At 70.4% G+C, this 12467-nt stretch carries 11 protein-coding genes; all 11 read right to left on the bottom strand.

Going from position 1 to position 12467, the window contains the following annotated elements; genetic code table 11:
• Nucleotides 1-17: 17 nt before the first annotated feature.
• On the bottom strand, nt 18-278 hold the full coding sequence (locus GGG17_RS07080) for a type II toxin-antitoxin system antitoxin (RefSeq protein WP_311966492.1): 261 nt from the start codon (nt 276-278) through the stop codon (nt 18-20).
• Nucleotides 275-1252: an SPFH domain-containing protein gene (locus GGG17_RS07075; protein ID WP_154593041.1), complete on the bottom strand. Its 978-nt coding sequence runs from the start codon at nt 1250-1252 to the stop codon at nt 275-277. Before GGG17_RS07075 ends, GGG17_RS07080 begins: the two co-directional genes overlap by 4 nt.
• 252 nt (nt 1253-1504) lie before the next feature.
• Nucleotides 1505-2329, bottom strand: a complete 825-nt coding sequence (locus GGG17_RS07070; RefSeq protein ID WP_154593040.1) for a shikimate 5-dehydrogenase — start codon at nt 2327-2329, stop codon at nt 1505-1507.
• Entirely contained in the window at nt 2326-4482 is a 2157-nt protein-coding gene (locus GGG17_RS07065; RefSeq protein WP_311966491.1) for a S9 family peptidase, read from the bottom strand. The genes GGG17_RS07070 and GGG17_RS07065 overlap by 4 nt, the downstream gene beginning before the upstream one ends.
• A gap of 295 nt (nt 4483-4777) precedes the next feature.
• On the bottom strand, nt 4778-8338 hold the full coding sequence (dnaE, locus tag GGG17_RS07060) for a DNA polymerase III subunit alpha (protein WP_154593039.1): 3561 nt from the start codon (nt 8336-8338) through the stop codon (nt 4778-4780).
• A gap of 93 nt (nt 8339-8431) precedes the next feature.
• Complete coding sequence (locus GGG17_RS07055; protein ID WP_154593038.1) at nt 8432-9364, bottom strand: RluA family pseudouridine synthase; 933 nt, start codon at nt 9362-9364, stop codon at nt 8432-8434.
• Nucleotides 9357-9926, bottom strand: a complete 570-nt coding sequence (gene lspA / locus GGG17_RS07050) for a signal peptidase II (protein WP_288799054.1) — start codon at nt 9924-9926, stop codon at nt 9357-9359. Before lspA ends, GGG17_RS07055 begins: the two co-directional genes overlap by 8 nt.
• Nucleotides 9923-10348: a TraR/DksA family transcriptional regulator gene (locus tag GGG17_RS07045; protein WP_154593037.1), complete on the bottom strand. Its 426-nt coding sequence runs from the start codon at nt 10346-10348 to the stop codon at nt 9923-9925. Before GGG17_RS07045 ends, lspA begins: the two co-directional genes overlap by 4 nt.
• A gap of 127 nt (nt 10349-10475) precedes the next feature.
• A complete protein-coding gene (locus GGG17_RS07040; RefSeq protein WP_195849150.1) occupies nt 10476-11387 on the bottom strand; it encodes a DivIVA domain-containing protein in 912 nt (303 codons plus the stop codon).
• Nucleotides 11388-11459: 72 nt separating this feature from the next.
• Nucleotides 11460-11741, bottom strand: coding sequence for a YggT family protein (locus GGG17_RS07035; protein ID WP_154593035.1), 282 nt, complete (start codon nt 11739-11741; stop codon nt 11460-11462).
• Between the two features lie 139 nt (nt 11742-11880).
• A complete protein-coding gene (locus GGG17_RS07030; RefSeq protein ID WP_154593034.1) occupies nt 11881-12450 on the bottom strand; it encodes a cell division protein SepF in 570 nt (189 codons plus the stop codon).
• Nucleotides 12451-12467: the final 17 nt, after the last annotated feature.

The following is a 12467-nucleotide window of genomic DNA, read 5'->3' as shown; positions in this document are numbered from 1 at the left end:
GGTCGGCCGACAGCGCGTCATACGTGCCGGCCTCGGCCCTCACGCAAGCCCGCGTCGTCGCCGGCAGGGGGACGTCCGCGCCGAGGCAGCGGCCCCGCGTCCTTCGGCATACGGCCCGCTCTCTTGAGGGCGTCGCGCAGGACCATCTCGACCTGGGCGTTGACGCTGCGCAGCTCGTCCCCGGCCCAGCGGGTGAGGGCGTCGTGGACGGCGGGGTCGAGGCGCAGCAGCATCTGCCTGCGCTCGGCCCCGCCGCGACGCTCCCGTGGAGGGGTCACTGGTAGAGCGATCCCGTGTTGACGATCGGGGTGGCCTTGGACTCGCCGCACAGCACGACGAGCAGGTTGGACACCATGGCGGCCTTGCGCTCGTCGTCCAGGGCCACGATGTCCTGCTCCTCCAGCCTGGCGAGGGCCATGTCGACCATGCCGACGGCGCCCTCGACGATCCGAGACCGGGCCGCGACGATGGCCGAGGCCTGCTGGCGCTGCAGCATCGCCTGGGCGATCTCGGGGGCGTAGGCGAGGTGGGAGATGCGCACCTCGACGACCTCGACACCGGCGACGACGACGCGCTCGGCGACCTCGCGGGCCAGCTCGCCGGACACGACGTCGGTGGACCCGCGCAGCGACTCGACGTCCTCGCGGTCGCTGTCGTAGGGGTGGGAGATCGCGACGTGGCGCAGCGCGGACTCGGACTGGGCGCGCACGAAGTTCTCGTAGTGCTCGACCGAGAAGCTCGCGCGGGCCGTGTCGACGACCTGCCAGACGACGATGGCGGCGATCTCGACCGGGTTGCCGTCGGCGTCGTTGACCTTGAGGACGTTGGTCTCGAAGTTGTTGACGCGCACGGAGACCCCGCGCTTGGACGTGAACGGCATGACCATCGTCAGGCCCGTGCGACGAGCCGTCCCGACATACCGTCCGAAGAACTGGATGACCTTGGTCTGGCCGGGCTGGATGATGACGACGGCGCTGGCCACGACGGCGGCGAGGAGGATGACGACGGCGCCGCCGACGAAACGGCCGATGGGCGGCTGGCCCGTCTCGTTGGCCGCGAGGGCGCCGCTGACGATCAGCCAGACGCCGCCGACGAACAGCAGCAGCGACAGGCCCAGCGCCAGGAAACCGTCGACCGCGAAGGCCGGCCGCTCGCTGACGTCGACGCGCGTGCCCTGGTGACCGACAGGCCGGGCCGAGGGTGGCGCGGCCTGCGGGTCGATGGTCTCGTCGTGCGTCTGCTGCGTGCTCATGGTCTCCCCCTGGGCGTTCGTCGTGTGACATCTTTTTGATATCACTTAAACCTGAGACGCGGCTAGGGAGCGGGGGGTTCCGGGCACGTTTCTTGACCCGGCTCCTGCTCGGACGTCGAGGCACGATGACGGCGTGACCCCGGACGAGCTGCGAGCGGTCGGTCAGACCACGTCGAGGGCACCGCCGACGACGCTCGGTCGACCGCCGAGCTGGTCCGCACCCTCAACGAACCCCCTACTGAGTCGTGTCGACTAGGGGGTCTCGCGCGAGTAGGCGGACGCCCGGGCGACCTGCTCGTCGCTCGGACGCACCCCGGTATAGAGCACGAACTGCTCGGCCGCCTGCAAGGCGATCACCTCGGCTCCGGTGATGACGCGCCGGTCCAGCTCACGCGCCAGGCGGATCAGCGGGGTCTCGGCGGGGAAGGCCACCACGTCGAACACCGTCCGTGCCGCCTCCACGGCGGCCGGTGGCACCGGCACCTCGTCGGCCTGGGGCCCGCCCGCCATACCGATTGGAGTCGCGTTGAGGATCAACGCCGGTCGCAGGTCACCCAGTGAGTCCGCCCAGCGGTGGCCGTACTTCGCGGCGAGGGCAGGTCCGCTCTGGGAGTTGCGCGCCACCACGTGGCCGTGGGTGAAGCCCGCATCGGTCAGGGCGGCGACCGCGGCTTTCGCCATACCGCCCGAGCCGAGGACGGCAAAGTCGTCCGACGGCGAGACCCCGTGGGACGCAAGGAGGTTGCGGATCGCGAGGTAGTCGGTGTTGTAGGCGACGAGGCGGCCGTCGTCGTTGACGATCGTGTTGACCGACTCGATCGCCGCCGCGGACTCGGTCATCTGGTCGACCAGAGGTATGACCTCCTCCTTCCACGGCATCGAGATCGCGCAGCCGCGGATCCCGAGGGCGCGCACGCCACCGATCGCCGCCGTGATGTCCGAGGTCGTGAACGCCTTGTAGACGTAGTCCAGGCCCAGCTCGCGATAGAGGTAGTTGTGAAATCGTGTGCCGATGTTGGACGGTCGCGCCGACAGCGACATGCACAGCTGCGTGTCCTTGGTGATCCGCTCGGTCATGCCGACGCTCCCGCCTGATCGATGAGCCACGCGTACTCGAAGGCCGCCTGGCGCCAGGCGTGGTAGCGCCCGCTGACGCCCCCGTGCCCGGCCACCATCTCGGTCTTGAGCAGGATGGGCCGCGTCGCCAGGTCGTTGGTCGCGCGCTCGCGCAGCCGCGCCACCCACTTCGCGGGCTCGACGTAGTAGACCCGGCTGTCGTTGAGCGAGGTCGTCGCCAGGATCGCCGGGTAGGGGCGCGCCGCGACGTTGTCGTAGGGCGAGTAGCCCTTCATGTAGGCGTAGACCTCGGGGTCGGCGAGGGGGTTGCCCCACTCCTCCCACTCCCCCACGGTCAGCGGCAGGCTCGGGTCCAGGATCGTCGTCAGCGCGTCGACGAACGGCACCTGCGCGTGGATCGCCCGGAACCGCTCGGGGGCGAGGTTGGCGACCGCCCCCATGAGCAGCCCGCCCGCCGAACCGCCCTCGGCGACCAGCCGATCCGACGCCACCCAGCCGGTGTCGACCAGATGCTCGGCGCACGCCACGAAGTCCGTGAAGGTGTTGCGCTTGTGCAGCCTCCGACCCTGGAGATACCACTGGCGGCCCATCTCGCCGCCGCCGCGCACGTGCGCCAGCGCCCACACGAAGCCACGGTCCAGCAGCGACAGTCTCGCCACCGAGAACCACGGGTCCATGCTCGCCTCGTAGGACCCGTAGCCGTAGATCAGACCGGGGGCCGTGCCGTCGGCGACCACGTCCTTGCGGTGCACCACCGAGATCGGGATGCGCGTGCCGTCGGCCGCCGTCGCCCACTCCCGGTGCTGGACGTAGTCACCGAGGTCGACCCCGCCGAGCACGGGCGTCTGCCGTAGCAGGGTGCGATCGCCGGTGACGAGGTCCACGTCGTAGACGCTGCGCGGCGTCACCAGCGATGTGAACCCGATCCGCAGCACGTGCGATCCGTAGTCCGGGGTGTCGCCCACGCCGATGGTGCCGAGCTCCTCGTCCAGGCCGATCGGCCGCATCGGCCCGAACCCGCTGCCGTCCGGCCCGACCGGGTCGCCGGTCCGGTCCATGACGGCGAGCGCGGTCAGGCCGTCACGTCGCAAGGAGACGACCACGTGCGCCTCGAACGCGTCGACCCCCACGACGCGCTCGCCCGGCGCAGCGGCATACAGGCTCTGCCAGTCGTCCGCCGAGGTGCTGCCCAGGGGAGCCTGGGCCAGCTCGAAGTCCTGGTGGGTGGCGTTGTGGGTGATCAGCAGCCGGTCGCCGGCGGGCTCGGCGTCGTACTCGACGCCCTCGCGGCGCGGCGCCACGCAGCGCGGCTCGCCGCAGGGGTCGTCGGCCGGTAGCAGCCAGGTCTCCGAGGTGTCCTTGGAGCCGGCTGCGACGATGATCCACGCGTCGTCGCGGCTGGACCCGACACCCACCCAGAAGCGCTCGTCGGTCTCCTCGTGGACGAGCACGTCCTGCTCCGCGGGAGTGCCGATCTCATGCCGCCAGACCTGGAACTGACGCCACGCGTCGTCGTTGCGGGAGTAGAAGATGTGCCTCCCGTCGCGGGAGAAGGCCAGGCCGTAGCCCACCTTGCGGACCGCGTCGTCAATCACCTCGCCCACCGGGCCGGTGCGGGTGGGGTCATCGCCCACCCGCGTGACGACCAGGTCGTAGATCTCGTCGCCGGCCGTGTCGACGGCGTAGGCGTAGCAGGTGCCGTCGTGGCTGATCTCGCTGGACCCGACGGCGAAGAAGTCCGCATCCGCCGCGAGCGCCTCGGCGTCGAGCAGGACCTGCTCCCCCACGGGCGGGGCGCCGTCGGTGAGCGCGGGCGGCTGCTCGCCGGGCCGCACCGGCACCCGGCACTCGCGGCCGTACTGCTCCCCGGCGGTGATGCGCGAGTAGTACCACCAGCCGCGGTAGGCCGAGGGGACGCTGAGGTCCGTCTCCTGCGTGCGGGTGCGGATCTCGTCGTAGACCTGCTCGGTCAGCGGCGCGAGGTGGGCGGTCATCGCCTCGGTGTAGGCGTTCTCCGCCTCGAGGTGGGCGAGCACCTCGGGGGACGTCTTGTCGCGCAACCACTCGTAGTGGTCGACCACGCGATCGCCGTGGTGCTCGCGGATGGTCTCGACGCGACGCGCGACGGGGGGCTCGGGGGAGGCAGTGGTCACCTGCGCACGGTAGCCGATAGGAATGGGGCATGACCGTGACCGAGTTGACCGACGGCGTGGTGCTGCTGCGGGCCCACACCGAGGCCGACGTCCCGGCGATCGTCGAGCAGTGCACCGACCCCGAGAGCCTGCGGTGGACGACCGTCCCGCGACCCTATGACACGGGCGCCGCCGCGAGCCGGAATCCTGCGCCCGCGACGACGGGTCGCACGACGACCTGCTGCACCGGGTGCTGCTGCGCGACGACTGACCGGACGGACACCCTGGTGCGCGGACGATCTCGCCGCGCACCGGCTCAGCCCGTCAGGCAGGCCGGGCCGAGCAGGGCCTTGAGGTCGCCGAACAGCGCCGACGTCGCGTCCACCCGGAAGTTGTCCTCCAGCCGCATCAGCACGGACCGGCCCGGCTGGGTGAGCTTGACGTGAACCTCCGTGGTGCCGGGGTGGTTGAGCAGGACGTCCTTGAGCGCCTCGGCCATGCCGTTCGTCGCGCGCGTCATGGGCAGGTTGAGCACGACCGGTCCACGTGGCCCCTCGTGCAGGTCGGGCAGCGTGAGGTCCTGGGCGTAGACGGAAGTCGTCTCGTCGCGCTTGTTGACCCGGCCGCGCACGACCACGACGGTGTCCGGGGACAGCATCGTGGCGACGGTCATGTAGGTGGAGGGGAAGAACAGGCACTCCACCGCGCCGTCGAGGTCCTCGACCGTGGCGATGGCCCACAGGTCGCCCTTCTTGGTGCGCTTCAGCTGCAGCCCGGTGATCAGGCCCGCGATCGTCACGGTCGCCCCGTCCGGCTTGCCGTCCTCGGCGTTCAGCGACGCGATGGACGTGTCCGCCGCCTGGTGCAGGATGTGCTCGATGCCGAAGAGCGGGTGGTCGGAGACGTAGAGCCCGAGCATCTCGCGCTCGTACTGAAGCGTGACCTGCTTGTCCCACGAGTGCGTCGGGACCGGCGGCATGCCGGCGAACGCGTCGGCGCCACCCGCGTCGTCGTCGTGCGCCATCGCGAACGCCGCGAACAACGAGTCCTGGCCGGCCGCCTCGCGGCGCTTGACGTCCACCAGGGCCTCGACATACGGCTCGTGCACCTCGGCGAGGCCGCGGCGGGACTCCCCGAGGGAGTCGAACGCACCGGCCTTGACCAGGGACTCGATGGTGCGCTTGTTGCACACGACCGCCGGCACCTTGTGCAGGAAGTCCTTGAACGAGGTGAAGGCGCCCTTGTCCTCGCGGGCCTTGATGATCTCGACCACGACGTTGGCGCCGACGTTGCGGACCGCCTCCAGGCCGAAGCGGATGTCCTCGCCGACGGCGGCGAAGAAGCCGATCGAGTCATTGACGTCGGGCGGGAGCACCTTGATGCCCATGTGGCGGCACTCGTTGAGGTAGAGCGCGGACTTGTCCTTGTCGTCGCGCACGCTCGTGAGCAGCGCGGCCATGTACTCGGCGCGGTAGTTGGCCTTGAGGTAGCCCGTCCAGTAGGACACGACGCCGTACGCCGCGGTGTGGGCCTTGTTGAAGGCATAGTCCGAGAAGGGCAGCAGGATGCTCCAGAGCTTCTCGACGGCATCCTTGGAGTAGCCGTTGTCGAGCATGCCCTTCTCGAAGTTGGCGTACTCGGCGTCCAGCACCTCCTTCTTCTTCTTGCCCATGGCGCGACGCAGCAGGTCGGCGTTGCCGAGGGTGTAGCCCGCGAGCTTCTGCGCGATCTCCATGACCTGCTCCTGATAGATGATCAGGCCGTAGGTCATGGACAGGATCGGCTCGAGCGCCTCGGTCAGCTCGGGGTGGATGTAGTCCACCTCCTGCTTGCCGTTCTTGCGCAGCGCGAAGTTGGTGTGCGCGTTGGCGCCCATCGGGCCGGGGCGGTAGAGCGCGAGGGCCGCGGAGATGTCCTCGAAGTTGTCCGGCTGCATCAGCCGCAGCAGCGAGCGCATGCCGCCGCCGTCGAGCTGGAAGACGCCGAGGGTGTCGCCGCGGGCCAGCAGGTCATAGGTCGCCGGGTCGGTCATGTCCTTGGACAGGGCGTCCAGGTCGATGGTCTCCCCGCGGTTCATCTCGACGTTCTTGATGGCGTCGTCGAGGATCGTCAGGTTGCGCAGGCCGAGGAAGTCCATCTTGACCAGGCCGAGCGTCTCGCAGCTCGGGTAGTCGAACTGCGTGATGATCTGCCCGTCGGCCTCGCGGCGCATGATCGGGATGAGGTCGATCAGCGGCTCGCTGGACATGATGACGCCGGCGGCGTGCACGCCCCACTGGCGCTTCAGCCCCTCGAGGCCGCGCGCCGTGGCCACGACCTCCTGGGCCACGGGGTCGGAGTCGTGCATCGCGCGGAAGTCCGCGGCCTCGGCATACCGCTTGTGCGCGGGGTCGAAGATCCCCGACAGCGGGATGCCCTTGCCCATGACGTCCGGCGGCATGGCCTTGGTGAGCTTCTCGCCGACGGCGAAGGGGTGGCCGAGCACGCGTCCGGCGTCCTTGACGGCCTGCTTGGCCTTGATCGTGCCGTAGGTGACGATCTGGGCGACGCGCTCCTCGCCGTACTTGTCCGTGACGTACTTGATGACCTCGCCGCGGCGGCGCTCGTCGAAGTCGACGTCGAAGTCGGGCATGGACTGGCGCTCGGGGTTGAGGAAGCGCTCGAAGATCAGACCGTGCGGCACGGGGTCCAGGTCGGTGATGCGCATGGCATAGGCGCACATCGAGCCGGCACCGGAGCCACGGCCCGGGCCCACCCGGATGCCGTTCTCCTTGGCCCAGTTGATGAAGTCGGCGACGACGAGGAAGTAGCCGGGGTAGCCCTTGCCGACGATGACCTCGGTCTCGAAGGCCGCCTGCTTGCGGGCGTAGTCCGGGATGCCCTCGGGGAAGCGGGCGTGCAGGCCGCGCTCGACCTCCTTGACGAACCAGCTGGTCTCGTCCTCGCCCTCGGGGCAGGGGAAGCGGGGCATGTACTGCCCCTCGCCCTCGCTGAACGAGATGTCGCACATGTCGGCGATGAGCAGGGTGTTGTCGCACGCCTGGGGCAGCTCGCGCCACAGGTGGCGCATCTCCTCGGGGCTCTTGAGGTAGAAGTCGTCGGCGTCGAACTTGAACCGGTTGGGGTCCATCAGCGTCGAGCCGGACTGCACGCACAGCAGGGCGGCGTGGGCCTTGGCGTCCGCGGCGTCGGTGTAGTGAAGGTCGTTGGTGGCGACCAGCGGCAGGTCGAGCTCCTTGGCCAGGCGCAGCAGGTCCTTGTGGACACGCCGCTCGATGTCCAGGCCGTGGTCCATCAGCTCGCAGAAGAAGTTCTCGGCGCCGAAGATGTCGCGGTAGTCGCTGGCCGCCTGGCGGGCCTCGGCGTACTGCCCGAGGCGCAGCCGGGTCTGGACCTCGCCCGAGGGGCAGCCGGTGGTGGCGATCAGGCCCTTGCCATAGGTCTGGAGCAGCTCGCGGTCCATGCGCGGCTTGAAGTAGTAGCCCTCGAGGCTGGCCAGCGAGCACAGCCGGAAGAGGTTGTGCATGCCCTCGTTGTTGCGCGCCCACATCGTCATGTGGGTGTAGGCGCCGGAGCCCGAGACGTCGTCGCGACCGCCGTCGCCGAATCTCACCCGCGTCTTGTCGGTGCGGTGCGTCCCCGGCGTGAGGTAGGCCTCGATCCCGACGATCGGCTTGACCCCGTGCCGGGTCGACTTCTTCCAGAACTCGTAGGCCCCGAAGATGAAGCCGTGGTCGGTGGTCGCGACCGCCGGCATCCCCATCTCGGCGGACCGGGCGAAGAGGTCGTCGATGCGGGCGGCACCGTCGAGCATGGAGTACTCGGTGTGGTTGTGCAGGTGCACGAAGGACTTGCTGGAGGCTGCTGGCGAGGACATCGGCGGCAGTCTATGCCCGCGGTCCGACAGACCCCTCCCGGACATCCCGTATGCCGTCCCGGCGCCTCGACGGGTCGCCGCCAGGCGCCTCGGTCACCCCTCGCGGAGCAGGTCCAGCGACCGCTGCAGGTCCGCCGGGTAGGGGCTCTCGTAGGTCACCCACTCCCCGCTGCCGGGGTGGGTGAACCCCAGCTCGCGGGCATGCAGCCACTGCCGGTCGAGCCCGACCCGCCGCGCGAGAACGGGGTCGGCGCCATACAGCGGGTCGCCGACGCAGGGGTGCCGCAGGGCGCTGAAGTGGACCCGGATCTGGTGGGTGCGGCCGGTCTCGAGGTGGATCTCCAGCAGCGACGCGTGCCGCATCGCCTCGAGCACCTCGTAGTGCGTGACGGAGTGGCGCCCCTCCTGGCGGACGGCGAACTTCCAGTCGTGGTTGGGGTGCCGCCCGATCGGCGCCTCGATGGTGCCCACCATGGGGTCCGGCAGTCCCTGCACCACCGCGTGATAGGTCTTGGAGACGGTCCGGTCGCGGAACGCCTGCTTGAGCACGGAGTAGGCCCGCTCGGACTTGGCCACCACCATCAGACCGGTGGTGCCGACATCGAGGCGCTGGACGATGCCCTGGCGCTCGGCCGCGCCGGAGGTGGAGATGCGGTAGCCCTCGGCGGCGAGCCCGGACACGACGTCCGGCCCGTCCCAGCCGACGCTCGGGTGGGCGGCGCAGCCAGCGGGCTTGTCCACGACGACGATCTCGGTGTCGTCGTGCACGATCGCGAGGCCCGGCACCTCGCGCGGGACGACGGCCGGCGCGTCGTCGAGCACGGGGTCGGGCAGGGTGGCCTCGAGCCAGGCGCCGGCCGTGACCCGGTCGGACTTGCCGGCGCCCCTGCCGTCGAGCTGGATGTGGCCGTCCGCGGCGAGCTCGGCCGCCTTGGTGCGGGACACCCCGAAGAGCCTGGAGACGGCGGCGTCGACCCGCTCGCCCTCCAGGCCGTCGGGGACGGGAAGCATCCGGACGTCAGGCATGGGTGTCCTCCTCGGAGGGGGCATGGTCGGGGGCCCGGGTGCCGTCGTAGGAGATCCCGACGAAGGACAGCAGCGCCACGAGGATCGCCGCGCAGACGATCGCGATGTCGGCGACATTGCCGATGAAGAACCCGCTGTAGTCGAGGAAGTCCACGACATGACCCTGCCCGAAGGAGGGCGGCCGGAACAGCCGGTCGTAGAGGTTGCCGAGCAGGCCCCCCATCACCAGCCCGCCGGCGACGGCCCACGGGACGCTGACGATGCGGCGGGCGTGCCAGGCGACGAGCACCCCGATGACCACGGCGACGACGGTGAGCAGCCAGGTCGTGCCGGCGCCCAGCGAGAACGCGGCGCCGGAGTTGAAGATGAGGTTGAGCCGCAGGACCGAGCCGACCAGGTCTCGTGGAGCCCCCGGCACGAGGGCGTCCAGGGCCCAGACCTTGCTGGCCTGGTCGGCCGCGAAGGTCACGACCGCGAGCAGGACCAGGAGGGGCCAGACGCGACGCCGCGACGCTCGGGTCGCCCCGGCGTCGCGTGCGTCGTCGTCGACGGGTGAGGTCACCGCTTCTGCGCGGACTTGCACGCCACGCACAGCGTGGCGCGGGGGAAGGCCTGGACCCTCAGCTTGGGGATGACCCCTCCGCAGCTCTCGCACACGCCCTGCAGGTCGGCGTCGACCCGCTCCAGCGCGTGCTGGTACTGCGCCAGGACGTCACGGGTGTTGGCCGCCATCGCGGCCTCGTGCTCGCGCTCGATCGCCTTGGACCCCACGTCGGCCTGGTCGTCGCCCACGATGTCCTGGGTGTCCTGCACCAGGTCGACCAGGTCGATCTGCGCCTCGGCGAGCTCGCGCGTCAGCCGGTCGATCTCACCCTGCAGGGTCTGCCGCAGCTCGGCCACCTCGGCCGTCGACCAGGTGCCGTCGTCAGCGCTGCCCTTGGTCGAGGTCGCGGTCGTCGACTGCCCTTCGGACTTGCCAGCCATGATGCCCTCACTTGCTCGTGGTGAGGTCGACGCCCCCCGGCGCCGACCGGCTCGACACGCCGACGGCGCGCGAGGTCTGCACAGGGTAGCCGGTCGGCTCCCTGCACGACAGACATGCCTCGATGTCTCAGTGCTGCTGCTGGTGCTGCGGCGGGGCGAGGCGTGCCTGCTCCACCTCCTGCAGCTGAGTCCTGAGGAAGGTCTTGATGCTCTCGCGGTAGGAGGCCTCGTAGGCCTGCAGGGAGGCGACCGCCTGCTCCAGCGTGGCCTTCTCCGCCACCATGCCGGACAGGATGCCCTCCCGCTGCCGGGTCGCCTCGCCCACCATGGTCTCGTGCTGGGCGGTGCCGTCCGCGATGAGCTTCTTGTGACGCTCCTGCCCCTCGGCTACGAGCTCGTCGTGCCGGCGCTGCGCCGTCGTGACGAGCTCGTCGCGCTTGCGAGTGCCCTCGCCGATCAGCGTCTCGCGCTGCTGCCGCGCCTCGGTCAGGAGCCGCTCGTGCTCCGCCTTGCCCTTGGCGACGTGCTCGTCGTGCAGCCGCTGGGCCAGGGCGATCAGGCCGGCGGCCTCTTCGGCGTCGCCCGACTTCTCGGCGGCCTTGGCCTGCTGCGCCTGCGCGGAGCGCGCCTTGGTCAGCTCGGCGCGCGTCGACTCGAGGTCCTTCTCGACGGCCTGCAGACGCTGGCGCAGCTGGGTGACCTCGGTGCGGGCCGCCGCACTGGTGGCCCCCTCGTCCGTGGCGGACCTGCGGGTCGCCTCGTCCGCGCGCTTGTTGGCGGCTGCCACCTCGGCCCGGAGCTTGTCCAGCTCGGCGGACGGGGCGGTTGCCGCCCGACCAGCGGCCGGCACCGGCGTCTGGCCCTTGCCGCGGGCGGTCTCTTCGTACTTGCGCCTGTAGTCGTCGCGCTCCGCGATCAGGTCGCGCAGCTCGCTGACCACCTCGTCCAGGAAGTCGTCGACCTCGCGCTCGTCGTAGCCCCGTCGGAACTGGGTCGCCCCGAAGCTCTTCTTGAGCACGTCATCAGGCGTGAGCGCCATGAGTCCACCTCTTCGTTCGTCGTGCGGTCGGGCCCGGAACCGTCGGGGTCCCGGGGCCATTCGTCGGAAAACCTACACCCTGGCCACGACCTGCATCAGGACGATCACGATGAGGAACAGCACCATGAACGCCAGGTCCAGCGCCATGCCTCCCAGCCGCAGCGGGCGGATGACCTTGCGCAGCGCGCGCAGCGGCGGGTCGGTCAGGGTGTACACGCCTTCGACCAGCACCAGCACCACACCGCGCGGTCGCCAGTCACGGGCCAGCATCACGACATAGCTGAGGACGAGCCGGGCCATCAGCACCAGCCAGTAGAGCCACAGGAGGTTCAGCAGCAGGCCACGCAGGCTCATGTCTCAAGGATCCTTTGCACCGGCCGGGTCACCGGGCGGTCGTCGTCGGGTGCGGGTTGCCTCCAGCACAACGGCGCAGGTCCCCTCGGCGTTCCCGTGGGGACCTGCGCCGTCTCCCGGCTGGGGCCGGGCGGTGCGATCAGCTCTGGTTGAAGAAGCCGCGGGTCGACTGGGGCGCCTCGGACTCCTCGGAGGACACCTCGACGTGCTGCGGCGTGAGCAGGAAGACCTTGCTCGTGACGCGCTCGATGGCCCCGTTGAGCCCGAAGACGAGCCCGGCGGCGAAGTCGACGAGGCGCTTGGCGTCGTCGTCGGCCATGTCGCCGAGGTTCATGATGACCGGGGTGCCCTCGCGGAAGGACTCGCCGATCGTCTTGGCCTCGTTGTAGGTGCGGGGGTGGATCGTCGTGATGCGGTTCATCGGGCCGACCTCCGGGTCGCGGACGACGCGCGCCACAGGGGTGCGCTGGGGCAGGTGGGCGACGGAGGCGCGGTGCTCCTCGCGGACCGACGTCGCTCCCGCGTGGCCCTCGGCCCCCGCCTCGGAGCGGGCCTCGACCAGGTGCGGCTCGCGACGCGACGGCTCGGCCGTGCGCGCCTCGGCGTGTCGCGTCTCGCGCGCCCCGGCGTCCTGGCGGTCGTAGGTGTCGTACTCGTCGTCCTCGGCCAGCCCTAGGTAGACCATGGTCTTGCGCAGCGCCCCAGCCATCGCGCATCTCCTGCTCA

Source organism: Arsenicicoccus cauae (assembly GCF_009707125.1).
In the GTDB taxonomy this organism is placed as follows: Bacteria; Actinomycetota; Actinomycetes; order Actinomycetales; family Dermatophilaceae; genus Arsenicicoccus; species Arsenicicoccus cauae.
This window is presented reverse-complemented; position numbering and strand designations above follow the sequence as displayed.